This window comes from Nostoc sp. JL23, assembly GCF_017115065.1.
GTDB lineage: Bacteria > Cyanobacteriota > Cyanobacteriia > Cyanobacteriales > Nostocaceae > Nostoc > Nostoc punctiforme_A.
In genome coordinates, this window is the sequence record NZ_JABXKN010000098.1 from 38756 (window position 1) to 62315 (window position 23560).

Annotated in this window: 21 protein-coding genes; 8 read left to right on the forward strand and 13 right to left on the reverse strand. The window is 39.6% G+C overall.

The genetic code is table 11. From position 1 onward, the window contains the following. Nucleotides 1–485 precede the first annotated feature (485 nt). Complete coding sequence (locus HWQ42_RS19850) at nt 486–863, forward strand: hypothetical protein (protein ID WP_292815311.1); 378 nt, start codon at nt 486–488, stop codon at nt 861–863. Between the two features lie 291 nt (nt 864–1154). On the opposite strand, the gene HWQ42_RS19855 is transcribed toward HWQ42_RS19850, so the two are convergent. Next, a complete protein-coding gene (locus tag HWQ42_RS19855) occupies nt 1155–4445 on the reverse strand; it encodes an alpha-mannosidase (protein WP_292815314.1) in 3291 nt (1096 codons plus the stop codon). 87 nt (nt 4446–4532) lie between these two features. On the opposite strand from HWQ42_RS19855, the gene HWQ42_RS19860 reads away from it, so the two are divergent. Both HWQ42_RS19860 and HWQ42_RS19865 read left to right on the forward strand, forming a co-directional pair. Next, nucleotides 4533–6170: a hypothetical protein gene (locus HWQ42_RS19860; protein ID WP_292815316.1), complete on the forward strand. Its 1638-nt coding sequence runs from the start codon at nt 4533–4535 to the stop codon at nt 6168–6170. A 177-nt stretch (nt 6171–6347) separates the two neighbouring features. Continuing rightward, nucleotides 6348–6698 carry a hypothetical protein gene (locus tag HWQ42_RS19865; protein ID WP_292815319.1) on the forward strand — a complete coding sequence of 117 codons (351 nt, stop codon included), beginning with the start codon at nt 6348–6350 and terminating at the stop codon, nt 6696–6698. A gap of 226 nt (nt 6699–6924) precedes the next feature. Here the strand turns inward: HWQ42_RS19865 and HWQ42_RS19870 are convergent, their stop codons facing one another. Next, nucleotides 6925–7095, reverse strand: a complete 171-nt coding sequence (locus HWQ42_RS19870; protein WP_292815322.1) for a hypothetical protein — start codon at nt 7093–7095, stop codon at nt 6925–6927. A gap of 83 nt (nt 7096–7178) precedes the next feature. Between HWQ42_RS19870 and HWQ42_RS19875 the strand changes: the two genes are divergently transcribed. Continuing rightward, nucleotides 7179–8099, forward strand: a complete 921-nt coding sequence (locus HWQ42_RS19875) for an alpha/beta hydrolase (protein ID WP_292815324.1) — start codon at nt 7179–7181, stop codon at nt 8097–8099. A 453-nt stretch (nt 8100–8552) separates the two neighbouring features. Here HWQ42_RS19875 and HWQ42_RS19880 read toward each other — a convergent pair whose 3' ends face one another. The 7 genes from HWQ42_RS19880 to HWQ42_RS19910 form a co-directional block, all read right to left on the reverse strand. Then, nucleotides 8553–8870, reverse strand: coding sequence for a hypothetical protein (locus HWQ42_RS19880; RefSeq protein WP_292815327.1), 318 nt, complete (start codon nt 8868–8870; stop codon nt 8553–8555). A gap of 62 nt (nt 8871–8932) precedes the next feature. Next, a complete protein-coding gene (locus tag HWQ42_RS19885; RefSeq protein WP_292815330.1) occupies nt 8933–9703 on the reverse strand; it encodes an SDR family NAD(P)-dependent oxidoreductase in 771 nt (256 codons plus the stop codon). 272 nt (nt 9704–9975) lie between these two features. Further along, nucleotides 9976–10983 (reverse strand): arsenosugar biosynthesis radical SAM (seleno)protein ArsS, encoded by a 1008-nt coding sequence (gene arsS / locus HWQ42_RS19890; RefSeq protein WP_292815333.1) that lies wholly within the window; start codon nt 10981–10983, stop codon nt 9976–9978. 43 nt (nt 10984–11026) lie between these two features. Then, entirely contained in the window at nt 11027–11992 is a 966-nt protein-coding gene (locus tag HWQ42_RS19895) for an inorganic phosphate transporter (protein WP_292815336.1), read from the reverse strand. Between the two features lie 175 nt (nt 11993–12167). After that, a complete protein-coding gene (gene arsM, locus HWQ42_RS19900) occupies nt 12168–13136 on the reverse strand; it encodes an arsenosugar biosynthesis arsenite methyltransferase ArsM (protein ID WP_194042580.1) in 969 nt (322 codons plus the stop codon). A gap of 204 nt (nt 13137–13340) precedes the next feature. Beyond that, nucleotides 13341–14015 (reverse strand): response regulator transcription factor, encoded by a 675-nt coding sequence (locus tag HWQ42_RS19905; RefSeq protein ID WP_292815338.1) that lies wholly within the window; start codon nt 14013–14015, stop codon nt 13341–13343. 174 nt (nt 14016–14189) lie between these two features. Next, nucleotides 14190–14477, reverse strand: coding sequence for a Mo-dependent nitrogenase C-terminal domain-containing protein (locus HWQ42_RS19910; protein WP_292815341.1), 288 nt, complete (start codon nt 14475–14477; stop codon nt 14190–14192). Between the two features lie 586 nt (nt 14478–15063). Here HWQ42_RS19910 and HWQ42_RS19915 point away from each other — a divergent pair. Beyond that, a complete protein-coding gene (locus HWQ42_RS19915) occupies nt 15064–15681 on the forward strand; it encodes a class I SAM-dependent methyltransferase (protein ID WP_292815344.1) in 618 nt (205 codons plus the stop codon). Nucleotides 15682–15764: 83 nt separating this feature from the next. Here the strand turns inward: HWQ42_RS19915 and HWQ42_RS19920 are convergent, their stop codons facing one another. Beyond that, nucleotides 15765–16262 (reverse strand): GNAT family N-acetyltransferase, encoded by a 498-nt coding sequence (locus HWQ42_RS19920; protein ID WP_292815347.1) that lies wholly within the window; start codon nt 16260–16262, stop codon nt 15765–15767. A gap of 320 nt (nt 16263–16582) precedes the next feature. Between HWQ42_RS19920 and HWQ42_RS19925 the strand changes: the two genes are divergently transcribed. Continuing rightward, nucleotides 16583–16777, forward strand: a complete 195-nt coding sequence (locus tag HWQ42_RS19925; RefSeq protein ID WP_292815349.1) for a hypothetical protein — start codon at nt 16583–16585, stop codon at nt 16775–16777. A gap of 540 nt (nt 16778–17317) precedes the next feature. Then, on the forward strand, nt 17318–18496 hold the full coding sequence (locus tag HWQ42_RS19930; RefSeq protein WP_292815351.1) for a hybrid sensor histidine kinase/response regulator: 1179 nt from the start codon (nt 17318–17320) through the stop codon (nt 18494–18496). Nucleotides 18497–18625: 129 nt separating this feature from the next. Here HWQ42_RS19930 and HWQ42_RS19935 read toward each other — a convergent pair whose 3' ends face one another. Together HWQ42_RS19935 and HWQ42_RS19940 are read right to left on the reverse strand one after the other, a co-directional pair. Further along, nucleotides 18626–19345, reverse strand: a complete 720-nt coding sequence (locus HWQ42_RS19935) for a DUF4079 domain-containing protein (RefSeq protein ID WP_292815353.1) — start codon at nt 19343–19345, stop codon at nt 18626–18628. A 336-nt stretch (nt 19346–19681) separates the two neighbouring features. Then, a complete protein-coding gene (locus HWQ42_RS19940; protein ID WP_292815355.1) occupies nt 19682–21301 on the reverse strand; it encodes a glycosyltransferase family 39 protein in 1620 nt (539 codons plus the stop codon). Nucleotides 21302–21382: 81 nt separating this feature from the next. Between HWQ42_RS19940 and HWQ42_RS19945 the strand changes: the two genes are divergently transcribed. Next, a complete protein-coding gene (locus HWQ42_RS19945; protein ID WP_292815357.1) occupies nt 21383–21616 on the forward strand; it encodes a hypothetical protein in 234 nt (77 codons plus the stop codon). Nucleotides 21617–21842: 226 nt separating this feature from the next. On the opposite strand, the gene HWQ42_RS19950 is transcribed toward HWQ42_RS19945, so the two are convergent. Continuing rightward, nucleotides 21843–23522, reverse strand: coding sequence for a glycosyltransferase family 39 protein (locus HWQ42_RS19950; protein WP_292815359.1), 1680 nt, complete (start codon nt 23520–23522; stop codon nt 21843–21845). Between the last annotated feature and the right edge of the window lie 38 nt (nt 23523–23560).

Consider the following 23560-nt stretch of genomic DNA (forward strand, 5'->3'; position numbering starts at 1 on the left):
ACAGTAAAAATGCAGCAATTAACAAGATAGTTGGTCGGAGCTAGAAACCCACTGACAGATTATTAATTACAGCTTCCGCTAAGAATATTTAGCAGTTATCGTTTGTATTTGATACAGTTTTGATACATCTTGTGGGGTGGAGATAAGTCTGATATAAGGTTTTACCAAATCAAAATTTGGGAGGGTCTTTCTCTTACCAAGTAAGGCTTTTAAACCCATCTCACAAGAAAAAAATTAGCGTATTTAATTACTAACTGTATACTTTATCTAATGTATACTTTATCTAAGTGGTGAAAAAAATTACATTCTGTTAATTACTAACTATTTATATACACAAGCTTATAAAAATTACAATTATACAAAAGGGTGAAATTACAATAGATAATTTCATACCAAATTGAGTTTAAAAAAGTGCGGTAGCGGTAATTTTCAGAGTTTAAAGTGTTTTAATAAAGTTATTACCCAAAGTTTAGAGAAGCAAAAACATGAAAGGTTTCAGGAAACTATCCTCAATAGGAATGTTGCTATTTGCCTTTGTGTCCCCGCCCTCATTAGCTGAAGCGAAAGATATTTCTCTAAGTAATACTCTGAATGAACAGAGCGTTGCCCCAGATGCCAACCTGGTTGGAAATAAAACTGGAGAGCTTTTGATTGCTCAACGGCAGTCAAGACGATACCAGAGAATCCGACGACGGCAGATAATCCGACGACGGCAGCCCTATGGACGATACCAGAGAATCCGAGGACGGCAGCCCTACAGACAACGGCAGATAATCCGACGACGGCAGGGCTTTGGACAACGCCAGATTATCGAACGACGGCAGCCCAACAGACGATACCAGATTATCCGACGACGCTATTAGAGAAATAAGTGAAAATGACGTAGGCATAATCCTCTTCTTCTAACAGAGACGCTACGCGTAGCTTGCTTCTAGAAAGTGGTGTGGGAAGGCTTCAGCTACATGATGCCTATGGTTTCTAGAGATGTCTATTGAGGACTCGTGATACAAATAAGGCAATTGTTAATAGGAATCTGGTGAGAAAGAATGTAGAGAAGCAGCACTGCTACATCTCTAAAAGGGTTTTAGATAACACATATTTAATTTCACCAGATGTCTAATGGTTAGTGGTTACTAACCATTAACTATAGCGGCTCACTTCAGCCTGGGATTAATCGCTGGTATCACCTTGAAATTGGCGATTTTCCAAGGTTGTACAATCGAGATTTTTTGCTGCGATGAAAATTCAGTACTGGCGGAACGCTCTAATAAATCTACTGTATTTCCGAGATTCAACCCTAAATCACTTTGCAAAGATAACTCGGCTATTTCTCCGTGAGATTCATAACATCGCAGAATTAACTGCTGTGGGTCATCTTCAGATGGCTTCAAGGCCATCAAGATTAAATTTTCAGCTGATAAATTTAGGAAACTTACTCCTTCAATAGTGCTGTTAGCGGTAGCTCCGGGTTGAGCCAGTGGCCAATTCAATATCACTTGCAACGGTATATTCAATTCATAGCCACGCCGTACTGTATGGGCTGATTCCCAACTATCAGCATGAGGATACAAGGTATATTTGAACTCCTGAAAACCTCGGTCAGCCTCTGAGTCTGGCCAATTAGAACTGCGTAGCAGTGTTAGGCGGAGTTGATTTGGTTTGCTGTCATAACCGTATTTACAATCATTGAGCAAACTGACACCATAACGATTTGGGATTGCGGTATTTGTCTGTGTATCTTCTGCTGTTAAATCAGCCCAACGCAAAGCGGGAACTTCCCATTTTGCTTGTTCTGCGGGGGTTTGCGGTTTAGTTGGTCGGCGAATCGCGCCACAGGGAATTTCATAAGTAGCAAAGTCAGCTTCAATATTTAGAGGAAAAGCAGCTTTCACTAAGACATGATTTTCTTGCCAATTGACAGTTGTAGCAATGTTCAGTAGAGGTGAACCAACTTGCAGAATATAGTCTTGGCAAAATTCCGATTCACCCAACTGACGCACCACGCGCACACGACTTTGCACTGGGCCTTGTTCTAACCACTGAATAGATTGAAGATTTGTTGAGGGTAAGGGATGTTGAGCATAATTGGGGTCTATATTCCAAGCATCCCAATATTGCCCACTGTCTTTAAAAGCTTGCAGTTGATTCCCCGCTCCACTCAAAACTTCTCGCTGATAAGTTTTGTCAAAAACACTTGATAAATCTCCGGTGTCAGGATCTATAACAACTCGCAAGAATTCATTTTCTAAAATCCAGTCTGGGAAAAATGCGGGAGATGAGGGAGAGACGCGATTCATATCGTTTGGACTGGAGAGTGAACGGGAAAGCCAAAATATGCGGTAGCCTACGGGTGGAATTTCGGTGGCGAGAAATAGTAGGGTTGATGGTTCAGATAATTGGGAGACAAGTTGCTTTCCAGAAGCATCGAAAATCTGCCATTCTTGGGTACTTGTTGGTGGCGTGGGTAAGACTACAGAGATTACCTCAGAACGTTGCCAATTGAGAGAATTGAAAACAAAAATAGGCCGACTATCGGGTTTTGGTGGTTCTGATAGGGTAATGTGAGATGCGATCGCTAAAAGTGATTCCTGTAATATTTTCGTTCCCATTTGTTCCACTTGCTGCCATTGGGGCAACGCATCTGTGTAAACTTGGGTAATTGAAGAACCAGGTAAAATATCGTGAAACTGTTGAAATAAAACTAATTTCCAAGCTGCTTCAATTTCTACTTTAGGATATGTCACACCACAGCTTACAGTTGCCAACGTAGCAAATAGTTCAGCTTGATATAATAAATTTTCACAACGTCGATTCCAACGTTTTTGATCTGCGTGGGTAGTGTAGCAACCGCGATGAAATTCTAAGTATAGTTCATCATTCCAAGTAGGGAATGAGGAAGAATCATCACTACTACCTCTCGTCTCCTGCCTCCTGCCTCCTTTACTGATTTGCTGTAAATACTTTTCAGCCGTCGTAAATTCTAAGTCTGGAAATAAAGGAGACTTTTGCCAGCGTTGACCGGTTTCTAACATATCACGGGTGGGGCCGCCGCCGTGGTCGCCGACACCGGGAAGCCAGAGAGATTCTGGTAAACCAGTTTGAGTTTGCCACTCAAGAGCATAAGTTGCCATTTTAACTGGATCTATAGCTTCACCGATGGGTGCAGACATCAAACTAAAGACTTCGCACCCATCAGGCGATCGCCACCAAAAAGCCCCATAATCAAATTTATTAGTATCATTCCATCGCAACTTCTGTGTCACAAAATACTCAATTCCGGCATTAGCGAAAAACTGCGGTAAAGTTGCACAGAAACCAAAAGAATCTGGAACCCATTCTACAGTTGAAAACTTGCCAAATTTTTCTTGGATGTAGCGCTGACCATACAATAACTGACGAACTATTGATTCACCAGCAATTAGGTTGAGTTCTGGTTCCACCCACATTCCGCCGACAACTTCCCAACGTCCGGCGGCTACCTGTGCTTGAATTGCCCTAAACAAATCCGGGCGATGTTCTTCAATCCAAGCATAAAGTGCGGGACTTGAATGACAGAAAATTAACTCAGGAAAATCTGCTTGCAACTTCAGAACCGACTCAAAAGTATTTTGCGCCGCATTCCAAGTTTCACTTACAGGCCATAGCCATGCTAAATCTAAGTGAGCATGACCCAATAAAAAAATTTTAGATTTTTGATCCCCCCAACCCCCCTTCAAAAGGGGGGCTAAGATGTCAGATTGAATTAAATTTTGACGTAGAGACAAAAACGATTTTACTAACTCTTCCTTGGCGTCCTTGGCGTCTTCTCTACGAGACGCTTCGCGAAGGCGGTTCGTAACTTCCCCCACCATCGCCGCCAAAACATCCAACTTCTTCGGCGCAAATTTTTCTAAATAAAGTTGCACCACAGCTAACTCATCAGCCACAAAACCCGGATCGGGATTATTATCAACATAAGACTCATACACTAGGAGCGATCGCACTAAAGCACCATCACAATGTCCCGGACTCACTAACCGCAAAGCCACAGTGAATTCTTCCCCTGCCGTCACCCCTTGACTGAGAAGCACTCTCGGCGAACAATCAAATAAATCACCCTCCAGCACTAACTCACCATTTACATAAATCTCAGCAGAATCCGCCCACCAAACCAGTGCCAGCCGCAAAGACAACCCCGCCAAGGGATAACCGTGTAAATCTTGGGGAACAACCAATCTTTGCACTAGCCATAGCACTTTCTTCCCGCCCGTCCAAGCAATATGTTCTTTAGCATTCAACTGGGCAAGTTGCCAATGAGACAAATCAGCAGCTACAACATCAGTAATAACTAGGTCAGATTCCTGATACAGCCACGTAGACTGAAGATTAACTTGACAAAAAGAGCGCAGTTGCTCAATTGCTTGTGAGATAAATTTGGTCTGGGATTGAGAGACAGTCGGGGTCATATATTCGCTAAGATGAGGTGTTGGTCGTTTTTATTGTTTGGCGCGAGTCTCACAACTTAACAAGACTTGAACTAAAAAATTACTACTATGTCTTCTGGTTCCTCTGGTCGTTATCAAAGCAGACTATTTAACTTTGTCCACCAGCAATCTCGGCGGGTGACACAACAGTGGGAACATACCTTCCGGCATTTGCAAGTCGCCACTAAGTGGGGTGTCGAGGTACTACTTTACCCAGTGTATCTACTGTTTCAGTCATCTGAATCATCTGGGAAAACGCTACATACTAAAGAACCACAAACTAGATTAAAGTTACAACCAAATGATACCGATTTCCAACCTGAAACTCTACCCAATGCTGATAGTCCCATTCAAAATGTACTAGAGGCAGTCAATTATCTGTCATCAGATGAACCCGCCTCCACTCCTACAAAAGCATCTGAACATTTCAATCCCTTAGCTTTATTGGGAGTTTTTCGGCTGAAATTCGTTGAAAATAACTCTAATCTTAGTCAATCATCAAATATTACAGATAATCAAGCTGTCAGTCTCAACCCTTCACAATTAGACAATGCCCTTCAACAGCGTCTTTCAATAGTGCGAGGAATTGCCACAAATTTGATCAGTCGAAATTTAGTACTTGTTACTGCCGACAATGAAATTCTAGATATTTTAACACCGGAACAACAGGCAAAATTAGAAGACCGAATTATTAACGAAGTTGCTAATTACTGGCAGTATTGGCGTTTGATTGTAGCTAAAAAAGAAACGCAGCTATTACCACAAATTGACCGATTATTAGTAAAACTAACTGACGTAAATCCAGCTAAAATTCCAGTTTTAGCGGAGGGTATACCAAAAGATTTACTTAATACAGATAAATTATTAGCATTTCTAGATATAGCCATTGCTAAGTTGGAATCGAATGCTTTAGTCCCAGTGCAAGAACGTAGTCAGGAAATTGTCCAAGTTGCCCAAACTCAGTTAAACATATTTCTTTATGGCAAAGAGCAATTAGCTACCAAAGGAGAAATTTCGTCCAACGCTAATGGTTTAGAAACTCATTCACAGAATTTTCAGGCTTTGATTGAGGCGGCGCTTAATTACTTTTTTGGTGTTGGTAATAGAAAAACACTTGAGACAACTAGTAATGAAAGATTACCAGTTAAACTCTTCTCGTCACGTCTTAGAAAAGTCTTGTCCAAAAGCCCTTTGATAGAGAACCAGGATTTAAGAGATGATCCTTGGTTAACATGGAATGATTTATTTGGTGATACCGAAACCGTTGCTGACAAGCCAGTTACACTTTCTGAAGAGATAAATCCTGCTTTCGCCCCAAATTTATCAATAGGGCATTTTCCACAAAAGAATTTGAGTGTAAAACAACCTAAAGTCGGATCTGGTTTGGTACAAAGAAAACAACCAAGTAGTAATCTTACCTCAAGTCAAAAAACATCTGGAAAAGTCGCCTCTGTCAAACAAACTCAAACCCGCATTTCCCAAACTAAAAGCGAGAGTCGTAAAGGGGAAATTTTGCAACAGCAATTTCACCAAAGCAGTCAAGTTGAGGCGCAGCCAGATTGGATAGAAACCACAGCAACTTCAACTGGCTATGAAAAGCACCCTTTAGAGCAACTTCTAGAATGGCTTGATTATGTTATGGTCTGGCTAGAAGAGAGATTTGTAAAGATTTTTCAGTCGTTGCAGCAGCTATGGCAGGGAAAATAATACTAATTCGTAATGGGCTACGCCCCGCTGCGCTAACGTAATTCGTAATTCGTAATTAATACTCATCAGATTTAATGTGGGTTATATCTGTGGTCTTATGTTTGGTCCTTTTTAGTCGGCAACGTCAGATAATGCTTGCTCAAAAAAATTTTTAACTATATCATGCACAGAATTCTAGTGATTGAGGATGATTTTTTGCTATTAGAACTTATAAAGGAATTACTTGAATTGAGAGGGTTCTATGTTATTACCACAAATACTTACCAAGAAGGATATGATCTATTCACATTAGAACAACCCGATTTGATTCTGTGTAATTATCCCTTTTTTGATCTCAATAGCTTAATCATTATGAAAACTATTTGCGATGATGCAGCAATACAAAACATTCCCTTACTATTTATGCTTAACTACCAAATAATAAAAAATTCCGAATGTGACACTATTTTGAAACAACAAGATATTTTATTTAAACCATTTTCTTCTGTAATTTTATTAGAAAAAATTTCCACTTTGTTACAGATATAAGGTAATTGCTAAACTCCCTTGATAAGAGGCAAAGATATTCAATCGCACTTTTAAAATTGGCCCCTAGATGCACTTCATGTAGGTTTAGTAGGGTTCAACCCTTGTTATCTATGGTTACAGGCAGAGAACAGGTTTCAGTTTTCCCTCCTGCCCTCCGCCTTTGCGAGGTGTTCGACCCTTACTTTGAACGCATCCCGAAGCGACGCAGCCTAGAGTTGGCTCTAGGTTAGGAATGCCCTTGAATAATTTCCAGATGATTGAGAGTTTTTTCGATGGTGTTGCATAATGCGGGATGAATTGGCGGTTCAAACCATTGAAAAATCGTGACAAAATGGGCGAAATCATCCCATAATTCAGCAATGCCCTGAAGCAAAGTCAGGTAAGCTTCTTTACCCAATTTTCATAATTTGAATTATTGTATATATTTTGATATTGACTTTTTAGTAGCTTGTTGGGAAAATTATGTAAAAAATTAACCTTATGATTGACTATAGCGATCGCCTAGCTTCTCGTAAAGAAGGCAGATTCCAAGGTGTTGGAGGACTTGAACTGTATTACCAAAGCTGGCATCCAGAGGTTAAAGTCCGGGCAATATTAGCCATTGTGCATGGACTTGGAGCGCACAGCGATCGCTACAGTAATGTAATTGAGCATTTGATACCCAAGCAATACGCTGTCTACGCCTTAGATTTGCGTGGTCATGGACGCTCACCGGGTCAGCAAGGCTATATCAACGCTTGGAGTGAGTTTCGTGAAGACTTGGGAGCTTTTTTACAGTTAATTCAGACTCAGAATCCTGGATGTCCAGTTTTTCTGTTGGGTCATAGTTTAGGCGCAGTGATTGTCTTAGATTACATTCTGCACTATCCCCAGCAAGCATCATTATTGCAGGGTGCGATCGCTCTTGCACCAACCTTGGGGAAAGTAGGGGTTTCACCGATTCGGGTACTTTTAGGAAAAATGCTCTCACGGGTGTGGCCGCGTTTCACCCTGAATACAGGCATTGACATTAGCGCTGCTTCACGAGATCCGCAGATTTTAGCCGCTTATGCCCAAGATACAATGCGACATACCCGTGCTGCTGCCCGTCTGGCTACAGAATTCTTTGCAACAGTTGATTGGATTAATGCTCATGCAGGTGATTGGCAATTACCATTATTGATTCTCCACGGTGGCGCAGACCGAGTGGCTTTACCAGCAGGAAGCGACACCTTTTACCAACGGCTAAACTGCACAGATAAGCTGAGAATCGAGTATCCAGGAGCCTATCACGAGATTCAGAGTGACATAAATTACCGCGAGGTACTAGCTGATTTAGAAGATTGGTTGGAGCGACACCTACCATCTGAGGTGGTGCAGTTAGCACGGGGAAGCGCTGAGTTAGAGTTTCCTGGTTCTTAGTATTCTGACTATGACCCAAAGTATGCTGCAAATTCGTCAGCTAATTTATCTGCAATTACTTCAAACTCCTCATCGTTCAGTTGAGCCTGTGTCTGAAGCTTTGCCATCAACTGAGGGCGTTTTCCTTCTTGACTCTTGAGCTGTTGGTCTTGAAAGATTAGCTGTTGAAATATTCGTTAGCTGAACTATAACCCAATACGGTTCAGTTAAGGCTAAAACTCTTTGTCAAAGTCAATTTTTTTTACGAACCACAGAGGCGCAGAGGGCACTGAGAGAAGAAAGCAATGCTTAACTGAACTGTATTGAACTATAACCGCCTTTAGCTACTTGTTCTTCGACAAAGACTTTCATCGACTCAGGTAAGAAAATCTGAATGTTAGTCATACCTTGAGACATCTGGTGGGCGATTTTATCTACTACATTACCAGAGCGATCGCATATTAAAATGCAGAGTCAGTTATTTACATTATCTGAAAAATACGTTGCTGAGGATACAGAGTTTTTGCCAACCAAGATAGGTTCTCCCTTTACTCCTCCACGGGTAAGAGTACAAATTTTATAAAGGTTTTCACACTCAAAGATTGCCATAACTAACTCTTTCCCCGTTTGATAAGAGGATGGTAAAGGTTTACCTACCTCGCATTCCATATCTATTTCGCGATCGCGCCACTGTAACTTCCAAATACGCTTTTCGGTTATTGGTGCTTTGACAGACCGAGCAAAAGCACTATACACTTGCTCTGCTTTGATATCATCCTTAGCTGCTGGCACAAAAAACTTCATAGGCTTTGGTTACAAGTAACGTGAGTTTTACTAGCACAAGCGTAACGCAGTTACCAAGGCAATCTGTTCCCATCCCACGAGAAAAACTCTCCACTATCGCCTTCTTGAAGCTGTTCGATGACAGCCAATAATTGAGTAACAGTACGTTCGACTGAAAATAATTTTTCCGCAGGTACATTTCCTTGGTAAGGACGAGAAAGCCGGGTATCAGTTGTACCAGGATGCAATGTTACTATTAATGCTTTCGGACAACTTCTTTTATACTCAATTGCCGCAGTTCGCATCAACATATTGAGTGCTGCTTTAGAAGCCCGATAGCCATACCATCCACCAAGTTGGTTATCGCTAATACTGCCCAATTTAGCAGAAATAGTGGCGAACACGCTGCGTTCTCCATGACGAAACAGAGGCAATAAATGTTTAGCCAGTAAGACAGCACCAATACTATTTATCTGAAAGTAGCGCAGCAAATTTTCTGAATTGATCTGTCTTAAGCTTTTTTCAGGTTGCAAAATATCTTCATGTAACAGTCCTACACAGTTGACTACGAAATGCAGTTTATTAACTTGAGTATGTATTTTTTGAACAGCTTCAATAATCTGTAACTCGTCAGTAATATCCATCTCCAAACAAATTAATCGCTCAGGACATTCGTCTGCAAGAGCTATTAACTCTGAGGCTGATTTCGGTTGACGAGAAGTTGCATAAATTTTAGCTATTCTGCAATCTTGTAGCAATTTTTTCACAAAACCCAAACCAATACCTTGGCTGGCTCCCACAATCAAAGCATTGACAGGATTAATTTCATCGATAAAAGACATATCAATTTAGATAACTTGTGGAGGTATTTGATATTCATAGCGAAAGACGAAATAAGCACCAATTTGTCTCTGGCTGTGATAACGGAAACCAAAGCCTTCATATACTGCTCTCAGGCGCGGATGCAAATCATCGCAATCTAGACGTAAATAACGTTTACCAAGTGTTCGTGCGTATTCAACAGCCCAAGCCAGCAGTGTCGAACTGCAAAGCGATGTACAAATGCTGACTCTTCCTGAGAGATATCGGGCCAGAAAAGTAAATGCTCTAGTTCTTAGAGCAAAGCGCCACCACAACTAGAACCACACCCAGCAGTACAACCATAGCAATAAGCAGCAGTTTGCACCTCACTAATCAGGTCTAAATTGCCAGCTTTTAACAATTTACCAACTGTCAAGATTTCACCATTGCGAGTTTTTGCAGGCAAATTCATCATTTGGTTAAAGTCACAATCATATACATTGCCCAGATAGTCAATTGAAAGTTCATCGCGACACATTAAATGTTCAACTGTGCTGGGATTAAAATACGACTCTAAAAACTGCAAATAGCTAGCGTACAGTTTTCTCCGTTCTAAATACATTTTGGTTCTACCAACTGGTAAGTTGGTAAAGGTGAAGAGGTTGTTAAACACAATATTAAAATGTTCTTGTAAGAACATTTTGTAATCTCGTTCTAGGTTACTCTGTTCCGGAGCTAAAGAAAATTTTTCATTGGTGGGCAACTGGGGATTAAAAACCAAGTCCAAAATTAAGTTTTGGTCTTTACCATAGCCGAGTTGGTTAAGCCACTGCAAAGCTTTGACTGAACTATCAAAAACACCAGTACCGCGCATTTTATCAACATTATCTGCTAGGTAACAGGGTAAGGAAGCTACAACTCTTACTTGGTGTTTAGCAAAGTATTCTGGTAAATCACCAAATCCATCTTCAAAATAAATAGTCAAATTAGACCGGACAATCACTTGTTTACCAGTTGCTTTTGCTGCTTCTACCAGTGGCTTAAATCCATAATTCATTTCGGGTGCGCCACCAGTCAAATCCACAATTTTAATTTCGGGAAATTTATGGATTAGTGAAATCAATTGTTCGCAAATTTCGGGAGAAAGTTCTTCTGTACGTTTTGGCCCGGCTTCGACATGACAGTGTGTACAAGCAAGATTACAACGCTTACCTAGGTTAACTTGTAAAACAGTGATTCCTTTTTTTGTCAAAGGTGAACTGAGTTTATTTTTAAAGGCTGTGACTGCTGTATCTAGTAAAATTTTTGGTTGAGTTTGCATTAGTTACTACCCCTGAAAAATTACACAACAATATTCAATTTTTCTAACCTTGCAATAATCTGTATATTATTGCGCTAATAATTGCAGCAGTTGGTAAAGTTAAAATCCACGATAATAGAATCTGATAAAAAACGCGAGTATTAGATTTAGATTTTTGGCTAATTAATCCAACCCCAAAAATAGAACCAACTGAAGTGTAAGTGGTAGAAACTGGAAGCCCAAACCGAGTAGCTGCAATGACCATAATCCCAGTTACTATATTTGCTGATAAGCCTTGAGTATGATTCATTGAGGTAATCTTTTCACTCATGGTTATTGCAACTTTTTGGGAGTTGAGTAAACCGCCAAGTGCCATTGCGATCGCTATCGTGATCATTCCTCCCTGAATCGAGAAATACTCAATAATTAGGATGAGTGAAACAATCTTAGAAGTATCATTTAATCCTCTAGCAAAACTGACAATTCCAGCGCTGAGAAAATGACAAGCATCAATCATTTTTTGGTTGACTGGTAGATGCCATTTTGAATTAATATAGCCAGATAAGCTGTAAATACCTGCTCCCAAGGGAATAGCAATGATTGGACTGAGTAATAAAGGCAAAATAAAGGAAGTTCCCAAAGCTGCAAAATTAACTTGTAGTCCAATCGCAACTAATCCAGCGCCAACCAGCGCACCTGTTAAACTGTGAGTTGTGGAAATGGGAAACCCCATGAGGGTGGCAATGAGTACAGTCAATCCAGTAGCGATCGCGACTGCAAGATGAAACTCTGGAGAATTAGCGATCGCATCAGGTAATAGTCCTTTTCCAGAGAAGTTTTTAATTAATGCTCTTGCTAAAAAAGTCGCAGTTATTGCACCAGCAAAAGTTGTAAAAGTTGCCCACAAAATTGCTGTTTGATAACTGCTAGTCCGGCTACCAAACAGCGTCGCTACACCTTTAAAATTATCATTTGCTCCATTTGAATATGCTAAAAAAAGCGTAGCTAAAAATAGACTAATTAACAACATTTTGGAGTTTATAAAGAAGAAAGAAGTCAGAATTCAGAATTCAGAATCCAGAATGTAATTAGTGAAATATTCAAATTGTGCATTCATTACCCAGTCTCACAGAACCATTCTGTTAGCGGATAGCTAAGGTTTAGCCCATTCTGACTCCTGACACCTGAATTCTTTCTTAGATAAATTAACAGCAGCCACCACCGCTATAGTGCCAGGTTGAATCGGTAACAATTATTTCTGCTGGCTTACTAGCAGCAAGTTTAGCAGCAGTTTTATCACACACCGCAGCCGGAATACCTAGCTGAAGTAGATGACCTGCCAAATCGTCAAAGAAGGGTTCAGAACCAGCATAAATTGCTGTTTTTCCAGTGAAAATGCAAGCACCATCTTCTGGAATTACAACTTTAAATGAGACAGAATCCAGACTTTCTAAAAGTAGGTTTTCTTCTAAATTATAAGTCTGGGAATCTAGTAGGCGATAAGGACGACGGGCACGAATTTCAACTTGACCAAAACCAGCATTTATAATCCTTTCAGTATACTCTTGATATGTGAGCGCGCCTGATAAACACATGGCTCTTAGTCGCTCATCTTCTTGAAGATGTGCTGGAATGGGACGAGTAGCAATTGGATCGCTCATCTGCAAGCGTCCACCTGGTTTTAACACCCGATATGCTTCTTTTAAAGCACGAGTTAAATCTTCTGGTTCAAAGATGTTGAAAAGGCAATTTTGTGCCACGATATCAACGCTAGCATCAGCAACAGGTAAGTTAAAAGCATCACCTTCGCGGATTTCGACAAAGCTGGTGTTAAACCAGGGGTTTTCTTGAGCAGCAATTTCCAAATTACGTGCAGCTGCTTCCCGCATGGCGCCAACCGGTTCAACGGCAATTACAGCACTTGCATAACGGGAAAAATAAGCGAATTGCAACGCTTCTAAGCCGCCACCAACGCCGACGTACAGCACAGTAGGTTGGTTTCCTAGTTCGGTGGGGTGAACAGTGGTGCCACAACCATAATTCATTTCCTGCATTGGCAAAGGAATTTTCAATCCTGGTAGTTGCAGGGGCGTACTTTGTACACAACAAAGTCCAACTTGCGGGGTTTGGGCAACTTCGCGGTAGAACTGCGCTGCTGTTTCTAAATAGGTCATGCCACTTTGAGTTTTGGATTTTGGATGATGATAGCTTTGTGCATCGTAATATAATTAATTCTAAGTTGGATGAGTTTTTGTAGAGATTGCCAAAAACGCCAAAATCTGCTATGGCCATAAGGTTTTGCTTTTGGGCAATAGGCACTGAGAGAATAAGGAAGAATTATTGAAAAGTCTTTCGCTTGTCTCGCCCCAATCCTCAATTCAATCATGCAATGTGTAGCCAACACCGATCACAGTTTGAATGAGACATTTTTCGTTATTGGCTTGAAGTTTCAAGCGCAGGTAGTTAATATAAGGTTCAATGATGTTGGCATCGCCCATGAAGTCATAACCCCAGACTTCCTCTAAAATGCGATCGCAGCTAATTATCTGTCGCGGATGGGCCAGTAAATATTCTAGTAAATCAAATTCTTTAGCAGTTAACTCAATTAACCGCCGATCTCGATACACTTCCCGCGTGCGACGATTTAAACTTAGGTCTTCAAATTCTAAAACATCTGCGTACTCTGCTTGGTTGCTTCTTCGTAGGTGAGCGCCGACTCTGGCTAATAATTCATCAACGCTGAAGGGTTTAATGAGGTAATCATCAGCACCAGCGTCTAAACCTGCAATGCGATCGCTCACTTCATCTTTGACGGTTAATAAGATTATCGGCACTCTCTCAGCTATATTCCGCAGGCGGCTGCAAATTTCCAACCCCGACAACCCAGGCAACATCCAGTCTAAAATTACTAAATCCAGATGCAACTCCCTTGCTGCGGTGAGTGCAGTTAATCCATCGTAGGCAATACTGACTTGATAGCCTTCATAATTCAATTCCAATTCGACAAATCGTGCCAGTTTGACCTCATCTTCAATCAGTAAGATGTGCGTCATGATGATGTTAATGATTTCAGCAGGATACGGGAAGCAACAATAGTGCCAGCTACTTAAATAGCCAAACATCTAATTAGGTGTACGTTAGCTTAGTATAAACCTGAGTAAGTAACAACCGTAAACCTGCAATTACCGATCGCTCGCTGCTCGATCAAACAACAATCCAACTGGCTATCAGCAATAAGCTGTAATATCTTCACCACATTCATCGGCAAGATAACAAAGCGCTCTAAAACGCAAACCAACCACTTCCTCGTATAGAGGATTTAATTTACACATAGGTGGAATATGAAATAGCTTCCGACCAAACAGTGTGATGTCTCGCTCAAAGGGACACTGAGCAGGAATAGCTTTGCATAGGAAATGAGCCAATTTGGAGTTATGAATTTCTATCGTTTCCAACCACTCGCGGACTGGGTGCAGTAGGTCGTTGTGTGAGTGAACTTGCATAAAGCTTGTCATAATTTTTTACCTTGATAATTTCAAACTAGATTGAGTTTTTTGTATTTGAACCTCTATAAATAAATACAGTTAGGTTTTGTAGTTTTATGCACTTATTACTTTTGCTTTGGCTCTCTACAGAGGTAGAAAGAGTACTGTTAACTACACATTCAAGTACTACAGTTCCCGATAATTTGTCGTGATTTTCACTTCATCTTGAAAAACCCATCCAAAACCTAACCCCCTAACCTTTCTCTAGTAGGAAAGCTCGATTTTCAGGGCAAAAATCTAGACAGGACAACGCTTTTCAGCAAATTGGCACTGTTTGACAAATATTTCGGCTATTACAACCAATTCAGAACCGCTATAGTTAATTTGACATGAGTTCGATGAACCTCTCCCTCCCAGCCTCCCTCTGGAAAACGGAAAGGGAGGAGCAACGAAAATTAAGCTTTTTACTCCCCTCTCCGTGTCGGAGAGGGGTTGGGGGAGAGGTCAAATAAGACTTGTCGAACTTACGTTAATTTGTGTTGTTAACCAAATTCTTGGAGGCGCAGCTAAACTTACCCTCAAAAAGCATCAAGCTTTGAGAAAGCTGCGAAAACTAATGACTGATGATTTTTTCAATCACAAAAAGCTGCTTTTTGACCTATGGGCATCAAGTTACGATTGGTTCTTTCCTTCAGTGTTTTATCGAGCCATTCACCAACGATTGCTGGAGTACGTAGATTTACCAGAGCCAGCAAATATACTTGATATAGGCTGTGGTACTGGACGCTTGCTTGAGCGCCTTGCTACTCAGTTTCCCAATCTACGAGCTACCGGATTGGATTTATCTGCTAATATGTTGCGGGTAGCAAGACAGAGCAACCGCCACCATCCACGCTTAATTTATATTGAGGGCAAAGCTGAGTCTCTTCCCTTTGCTGATGGTCAATTTGATGCCGTTTTTAGTACTATCAGCTTCTTGCACTATTTGGAACCCAAACAGGTGGTTAGTGAGATAGCACGGGTACTTTCTCCTGGTGGACGCTTTTATTTAGTTGATATTACTTCCAAAAAAGAGACAGAACCTCAATTATTGCCAGTCTCTCCCCGTGGAATTAGACTTTACAGCCCTAATCAACGTCAACTTCTTGGCTCCTCTGCTGGGCTATTGTGTTTGAATCACCATTATTTACTAGGGCCTGTCTTACTAACAATTTTTGCTAAACCTCCAAGTTGAAATAGGGAATAGGGAAGAGTAAAGGGCTGGAAACATCTTGTATCAAGCCTTGTTCTGCATATCTTAAAATTACGAATTACGAATTACGAATTAGCCTGACCTTGATATTTCATAAACACCACAGGAACTTTGAGCAGTCTTTTAGCTAACTGCGAAAATCTAAATTTATCCTTGAGCGTAGATAAGCCTGTTGTCTTGGGAAATTGTGGCAAGTCTTCAAAAGATATTGGCACAAAGTCAAAGCGACTGTAAAACTGCACCAGCCGTTGACCTAAGCATTCCAGATAAAGTGGTTGCGTTGCTGTATAAATCAAATGCTGCGTTAGAAAACTACCCAAACCGCGACCTCTCCAAGCTGATGCAACGACCAAACTACCAAGTTCTTGTACCCCTGAAAAGTTACGTAGCTGTCCGCAAGCTATAAGATTTTCATGGTATTCAATTACCCAAAATTGCTGCCAATTTAACTGGGTTGGGTCGAGTTTCGCTGAAAATACCAGCAATCGAATCGACCACTGATCCCCAGAGGTTGCCTTGCGAAGGATACATCCAGATGGTAACGATAGATTGTTCTGGTTCATTAATTAGACTTTGATAGTTTGTATCACCATCATCACACCATATTATTCAGTCAGATTATTTGTCATTTCCTGGCAACTATCAATAAAGCAATTTTAAAAGCATCTCGGAGATAAAACCCCTTCTAGGTTCTCCATTAACAATAGCAAGGGTTCTAAGTAACATACTTCTATATTTATGGATTTTTGTCAGCAGACATGAGTAGTACAAAACAATACTTATGATAGAGGGAGGAATCAGCCATAACTATATTCTAGATAGATGCACCCATACTCCTAATTTTTTAAGATAATACCAAGGATAAATAATAAGGGATGTAATCATGGCTGAACAACAAAAATCTAATAATCAACAAGCTGCTTCTACTGCTTCTGCTGACGGCGAAACCCCTATCGACGAAAGTATCCGCAAAACTGGTGATGCGGAAAAGAGTGATGCTAAGTCCACTGCTACTCCAGAAGCTCCTGAAAACGATGGTGTAGCAGGTAGCCCCAATCAAGGAACTGAGTCACGTTAATTAATTTGAACTTTCCCAAGTTTTAATCAGCTCGTAGGGTCTTTTCTTGTAACCCTAATACAGTAAATTTAGAGTGGAGATGTGGTGTTACACTACATCTCCACTTGTTTTTTGTGTCAAAAATTGCATTGTCTCTACGTTGGTGCGTTAGCGTAGCTTACCGCAGCTATGTTCATTCTCGTGTGGGTACTCGCGGTCAGGAATTTGTTCTCGTTGACTGTAATATAGCACTGAGTCTAGCTCTAAGTAATTGACATATAGCGATCGCTCAAGATAATGGTCTTAATATCTTGAGCAAATTTTTGAGGTTTTTCGCCGTCTTCATAATCGTCGAGAACAGTATGGTGTTCGCATCTGGGCTGAGTCGGAACCGGACTGGGCGTAGGAACAGTATTTTATTTTACTCTGAACGCAAATTAAGGTATCTTTAAATATATATAATAACTGCCTAATAAGCTCCTAGTAAGCGCATTATTTCTAGCCTTATCTAAAAAATAGGAAATCAGGTGATTATCTACCAAATTGATATAACCCTGTACTATGGAAAAGCTCACAATTCACATTCTATTAGTAGAGGATAGTGCAAGTGATGCTCATTTGCTACACCGGATATTTATAAATGCAGATCAAGAACAATGGCAGATGTTACATGTTGAACGATTATCTGAGGCAATAGAAGCTAGCAGGGAAAACTCTGCGTCCACCTTTGATAATTCTCAGCTAGGGAGTCGAAAGCAACGCAGATTCGACCTAGTTTTGTTAGACCTCAGCCTTCCAGACTCTATTGGACTGGACACGTTAAAAGAATTTAAGGCAGCAGTACCTGATATCCCAGTTGTGGTATTAACAGGTGTTGATGATGAAGATTTAGCACTGCAAGCATTAGCAGAAGGGGCGCAAGACTATCTAGTAAAAGATAAAATGAGTATACAACGGTTAGTGCGTGCCATTCGCTATGCCATTGAAAGAAGCGAAATTCTCAACCAACTACGCGAAAGTGAAGAACGCACCCGTCAAGCGCTGGCGAAAGAACAGGAACTCAACGAGTTAAAGTCAAACTTTGTAGCAATGGTTTCTCATGAGTTCCGCACCCCTATGACTACGATTCGGACGGCTGTAGATATCCTTGAATACAACAGCAATAAACTAACTGATGCCCGGAGAAGTAAATATTTTGATCGAATCCAAAATGCTATCAACCAGATGCTTAATCTCTTAGATGAGATATTGTTCTTGAGTAAAACGGAAGCTGCCAAACTCGCATTCAAACCTACATCTTTAAATTTAGAAAATTTCTGTAGCGAAATCACAGATATTCTTCAACTAAATGCAGGTAGTAAGCACAACATTATCTTTACTTTTCAAGGGGAATCAACTCAAGCTGAAATGGATGAAGACTTACTAAATTGTATCTTAACCAATTTGATTTCCAATGCCATCAAATATTCCCCTCACAATGACACGATTTGGTTTGATTTGATTTGCAAAGATCGCCTGGCAATTTTGCAGATCAGAGATCGGGGAATGGGCATTCCTCTAAAAGACCAAGCTCATCTATTTCAAACCTTCTATCGCGCCAGCAATGTGGGTGTAATTCAAGGAACAGGACTAGGACTCACTATAGTTAAAAAATGTGTGGAGTTACATGGTGGTCATATTCAATTAGAAAGTGAGCAGGGTGTTGGCACAACAGTAATTGTCACTTTGCCACTACAATGATTAGGCATTGGGCAAAACAGTTACGTTAGCAGATAGCTAAAGTTTAGTCGGTTCCAAGTTCTGAGTAAATAAATGAGATTCTCCACTCAGCCTTCCTAAAAGGCATTCGTATTGGTTATTTTCCCTTGCTTATTTTGGTGCTTGAGGATTTGGCGTTGGGCAAGTTTTCTTAGCAAAATCACACTGATAAATATAGGGTTCTTGCCAACTCAGAGGAATTTCTAACAAGTCTCGCGTTCCTGTCATACCTTGTCCAATAAATAGCAACAGAGCAATGCAGTTTAAAATCGTATGGACGATACGCCAGCGATTGGATTTATCTTGATAAATATCTTGAACAATTGCTAATGAAAAAATCATCAGCAGTGCTGCGGTAATGCCAATATAATAATGTGACCAATACCACTCATTCGTGCGGCGATAGACTCCATCCTGACAGCCTAGAATTACTAAACCTGCACCAGTTAAAGTTGCAAAAACTGCCCGCCACACCCGCTGTTTTGCCCGATAAAGAAATACTAAAGAGGCGATGGTGGCAGCAAATATTAGCAGTATAAAAATAACTTGAAAAGGTGTTTGATTCCACAATTGATTTTTGATAATATTTTTGCCAATAGGGTAGCTTAATCCGATTAAAGTTAATCCAACAACTGCACTTGTGAGCCTTTCACCTAACTGCTTATGTTCTGCACCCACCACTGGAGGAATTTTACTCTTACTCCCCGCTAAAATTTGTAATCTACGTTGGCGTGTTTGCCAAGCAAAATTAACTACTGTACCGATGAGTGGAAACACGAATATAATTGCGATCGCTGGATGTAAAAGACCAAGAAAATCTGTTATTTGCATAGAACACCTTTCAATGAATCATTGAATTCATCACAAAGGATAATTTAAAGCATCGTGCCATTACTTAAATTAATTTCAGATGAGAATTTGTTTAATATTTATTTTTGTTGTTTTTAGCTGATTTTAATCAAGAAAATATTTAAATATCTTATAAAAGATGATTGCTCTAGCAAATATTTCCATATATCTTTTGATATATGAAAGTATTTTTTAATATAAAGTTACGCAAACAATAGTCGAAGAGAATTATTTCCAGGTAGGGGTAATTAAGTTTATTCTCTACCTAACACGAATTCATTTATATGAATTGCCTATAACTACAGCGCCTAGTTTTGGTTAAGTCCTAATTTTTTCAAAAAATACGTCGCTACGTGGATTTTCTATTTTCCAGAGCAAGTAATTTTTGTCACCATATACAACAAACGTTTTATAATTATAACTTTTTTCTATTTGCTTGCGCCAGGTATCTGAAGGATTTAGTAAAAAAATATCAGTGAACCCATTCTGAATATTAGGTATAGAACGGTCTTTTACTAATTGAAACTGCACTTTTGGCTCTAAAAGATAGCTGAGAGAAAAGATATTCCCATAATTAATACCAGAATCATTACTAATCAAAAGTGGATGAGTAGCCTGATTAATAATTTTTGCAACTTGTGGATTACCATAGCTAATAACCTTACTCCACCAAGTTTCAGCCTGAGAACTCACTCCATAAGAAACTAGCCCACAAATAATCACTAGTCCCATGATGGTTTGCCAGATTCTCCGGCGTACAAAATTTTTATTATGTAGCTGCGTAGCTAGTAAGTAAGTAACAGCTAGTTGAATTCCTAAATAAGAAATCAATAAATAACGTTCGGCAAGTGAGCGTATACCCCCAAAAAGTAAGTCTGGTAGCATTAAAGGTAATGCAGGAATCATAATCAGTGTGACGATAAACAACCAGGTTTTATAGTTAGTTTTTCGACAAATAAAATAAATAGAATATCCAATCAGAACTAGAAAAAATGGCGTAATTACATAGGTAAACGGATTTTCAAAGCCTAAGTCTAAATCAAGAAAAATCCGATTTAACTGTAAAAGCCAGGATTTAATTAAACCATCTAAGGGTAAATATCTCTTTGTCCATGCTGTTGAACTCTTTACTTGCAATAAGTTAACTATTAAAACTATTATCCAATATGTAAAAGCTAAAAAACCTGCTAAAGATGCTAATAGATAAGCTTTTACTGTTTTAGTAAATCTAAATTTTGCAATGGCAATTACATAAATACCATGAGCAACTACGACAAATCCACTGAACAAAAATGTATATAGACTAAGCGCCAAAGTGACTGTATACATTCCCCAATTTAATATGCGTAGTACTCGATCTTTTGATTCCAACCGTAATGCTCGTAATAATGAAGCACTGCATAGTAATACAGTCACTATCCAGAGAATATATTCTCGTGCTTCTTGAGCGTATACTAAGTGAATAGGGGAGATTGCCATGAGTGCGATCGCAACCTCCGATACCCATGCCGATGTTCTAAATAATTCTCGACACAGCCAATAAATACTCGGAAAAATCAACAAGCTGATAAAGGCAGATAAACTTCTAATTACCGTCACCGAATTGCCAAAGATTCCCACCCAAAACCGAGCGAGTATATAATACAGTGGTGGATGTTGTGGATCGTCTACTTCCAAAGATATAATTGTGTCACGTAAGCCTTTTTCCATATTAGGACTTTGGAATTTGGCAAAACTTTCCTTATTAATTATGCGACCATTAAATATTTGCTGCTTGGCTTCATTTGCCGTATAACCAGAAATCCGCAATGAAGTGAAAGTTTCATCGTGCCAGTAAACTTTACGATCGAGGTTAAAAAAACGAAAAAATATACCCACCATTAACAAAACTACAATGAGAAACCGCAACCTATTGGGAGCAAGTTGGAGATGCCGCATAACTAAATTTCACAATAACTTGTACAACAATTATCTACTTTAACGAAACAACTTTATAACTCTCGAAACTAGTTATTAAAAATGTCTAACCTAATAGACGCGGTATGGAGGCGATCGCTCCAAGCAAATCATCAGGGTGAAGGTTCCGCCGTACCTATGCCAAATCCTGATAAATTGTCGTCATCCGAGGCGACTGTTGTGCGCTCAAATGTCCAATCTCTACCTATGCAGAAACTCAAAGTGGCGGTAAATTCTGCATCCAATCGGGGGTTTGATTTCTTGCACGAGTGCTGGAAGTCGATCCGGCACTTGTGATATTTATCAAGAAATTGCTGGCAAAGTTTCTACAGTGGTGGGTGGCAATTATAGGTAGGGAGTTAGTCAAGTACCGGAAGTAGTAATTAGACTTAGTAGTTTTTTGTGCAAGAGAAAAATTGTATATTTAGCTAAAAAATTACTTGTTTAGTGAAGTGGAAAAAGTGGATTTATGTACTTCAAGCAGACTGATCTGTACAACAAGGAACTTTTTAAGAGTTGGCAGCTATGGAAGAATTGTTTGCCTAGTTGATAGCTCGGCAGATAATTGATTATTAGGCGAAATATTACGTCGGCGCAAATTACGAGTTTTAGCCAATTTCCAAATTGAATAATAGTTATCACTATAAACAATATCTGTCTTGAATTTATACTTTTTTTCTATGGTTTTGCCCCAAGCCTCTGAAGGATTAAGTAAAAACACATCAGTAAACCCATTAGAAATTTTAGGAATTTTTTGATTGTTCACCAACAGAAATCGCACTTTTGGTTCCAAAAGATAGCTTAAAGAAAAGACATTACCATAATTATTGCTAAAAGCATCACTAATCAAAAGTGGACGATTACTTTGATTAATGATTTGGGCTACTTGGGGATTGCCATAATTCATACCCTTATTCCACCAAGTTTCTGCCTGTGAACTCACCTTAGAAGAAATCAAACCACAAATAATAATTAATGCCATGATTATGTGCCAAATGTTGCGGCGTGACACACTCCCATTGTATAGTTGCGTAGTTAGTAGATAAGTAACAGCTACTTGGATTCCTAAATAAGATGGGATTAAATATGCTTCCGTAGACGATCGTATACTCCCAACAATTAAATCTGGCAGTATTAGGGGTAATGCTGGTACTACAATTAACGTGATGATAAAAGACCAAGTTTTATAGTTAGTTGATTGACAAAGAAAATAAATTGAATATCCTACCAAAGTTAAAAAAGCTAGTGCAATGAAATAGCCTAGAGAATTTTCGTATCTAAGGTCTATATCAAAAAAAATCCGGCTTAACTGCATCAATAAAAATGGAAAGATAGGTATTAAATCTGACTGCGCTGTTGTTTTATCTGCTGAAATCAGAAATTGAAAAAATTCACCAGTTATAACTGTTATCCAAGGCATGAAAGCTAAAAAACCTACTAGTGATGCTAGCAGATAACTCCTCACAGTTTCAGTAGGCTTATATTTGGCAGTTATCATCACATAAATTCCATGAGCAACTGCTACAAATGCACTCCAAATAAATGTATAAAGACTAATGACTAAAGTGATTGTATAAATGCTCCAAATAGCGAATAAATCGGGTTTTTGTCGTTCTTCTGCTAGCTCATCTTCTAACCGTATAGCTCGCAGCAGAGACGCACTGGATAGTAATATGGTGACTAACCAAAGAATATATTCTTGTGCTTCTTGGGCGTATACTAGATGAATTGGAGAGATAGCCATGAGTGCGATCGCAACACCAGGAACCGATAATGGCACATTAAATAATTCTCGGCATAGCCAATAAACACAAGGAAACGCCAGCAAACTGATGCAAGCTGATAAACTTCTAATTGCCGTCACCGAATTACCAAAGATTTCCATCCACAATCTGGCTATTATGTAATACAACGGTGGATGCTGAGAATCTTGTTTTGCCAAAGACATAATTGTGTCATTTAAGCTTTTTTCTGAATTTGCACCTTGAAACTGAGCAAAACTTTCTTTGCCAATCACACGATTATTAAAAAGTTGCTGTTTAGCTTCATTAATTGTGTAACCAGAAATTCGCAATGAGACATAAGTTTCACCTTGCCAGAAAACTTTACCATCAAGATTAGAAAAGCGAAACAATATACCCATCGTTAATAAGAAGATAATTAAAAATCGCAACCAACTCGGAGCAAATTTGAGATGGTGCATAAGTGGGTTTCCTAAAAAGTTTTCTCAAATTATCTAAT

What these genes read in the sequence shown, in the direction of transcription:
- HWQ42_RS19850 (WP_292815311.1), top strand. Translation starts at nt 486, where the DNA reads ATGAAAGGTTTCAGGAAACTATCCTCAATAGGAATGTTGCTATTTGCC.
- HWQ42_RS19855 (WP_292815314.1), bottom strand. Translation starts at nt 4,445, where the DNA reads ATGACCCCGACTGTCTCTCAATCCCAGACCAAATTTATCTCACAAGCA.
- HWQ42_RS19860 (WP_292815316.1), top strand. Translation starts at nt 4,533, where the DNA reads ATGTCTTCTGGTTCCTCTGGTCGTTATCAAAGCAGACTATTTAACTTT.
- HWQ42_RS19875 (WP_292815324.1), top strand. Translation starts at nt 7,179, where the DNA reads ATGATTGACTATAGCGATCGCCTAGCTTCTCGTAAAGAAGGCAGATTC.
- HWQ42_RS19885 (WP_292815330.1), bottom strand. Translation starts at nt 9,703, where the DNA reads ATGTCTTTTATCGATGAAATTAATCCTGTCAATGCTTTGATTGTGGGA.
- arsS (WP_292815333.1), bottom strand. Translation starts at nt 10,983, where the DNA reads ATGCAAACTCAACCAAAAATTTTACTAGATACAGCAGTCACAGCCTTT.
- HWQ42_RS19895 (WP_292815336.1), bottom strand. Translation starts at nt 11,992, where the DNA reads ATGTTGTTAATTAGTCTATTTTTAGCTACGCTTTTTTTAGCATATTCA.
- arsM (WP_194042580.1), bottom strand. Translation starts at nt 13,136, where the DNA reads ATGACCTATTTAGAAACAGCAGCGCAGTTCTACCGCGAAGTTGCCCAA.
- HWQ42_RS19905 (WP_292815338.1), bottom strand. Translation starts at nt 14,015, where the DNA reads ATGACGCACATCTTACTGATTGAAGATGAGGTCAAACTGGCACGATTT.
- HWQ42_RS19910 (WP_292815341.1), bottom strand. Translation starts at nt 14,477, where the DNA reads ATGACAAGCTTTATGCAAGTTCACTCACACAACGACCTACTGCACCCA.
- HWQ42_RS19915 (WP_292815344.1), top strand. Translation starts at nt 15,064, where the DNA reads ATGACTGATGATTTTTTCAATCACAAAAAGCTGCTTTTTGACCTATGG.
- HWQ42_RS19920 (WP_292815347.1), bottom strand. Translation starts at nt 16,262, where the DNA reads ATGAACCAGAACAATCTATCGTTACCATCTGGATGTATCCTTCGCAAG.
- HWQ42_RS19925 (WP_292815349.1), top strand. Translation starts at nt 16,583, where the DNA reads ATGGCTGAACAACAAAAATCTAATAATCAACAAGCTGCTTCTACTGCT.
- HWQ42_RS19930 (WP_292815351.1), top strand. Translation starts at nt 17,318, where the DNA reads ATGGAAAAGCTCACAATTCACATTCTATTAGTAGAGGATAGTGCAAGT.
- HWQ42_RS19935 (WP_292815353.1), bottom strand. Translation starts at nt 19,345, where the DNA reads ATGCAAATAACAGATTTTCTTGGTCTTTTACATCCAGCGATCGCAATT.
- HWQ42_RS19940 (WP_292815355.1), bottom strand. Translation starts at nt 21,301, where the DNA reads ATGCGGCATCTCCAACTTGCTCCCAATAGGTTGCGGTTTCTCATTGTA.
- HWQ42_RS19945 (WP_292815357.1), top strand. Translation starts at nt 21,383, where the DNA reads ATGTCTAACCTAATAGACGCGGTATGGAGGCGATCGCTCCAAGCAAAT.
- HWQ42_RS19950 (WP_292815359.1), bottom strand. Translation starts at nt 23,522, where the DNA reads ATGCACCATCTCAAATTTGCTCCGAGTTGGTTGCGATTTTTAATTATC.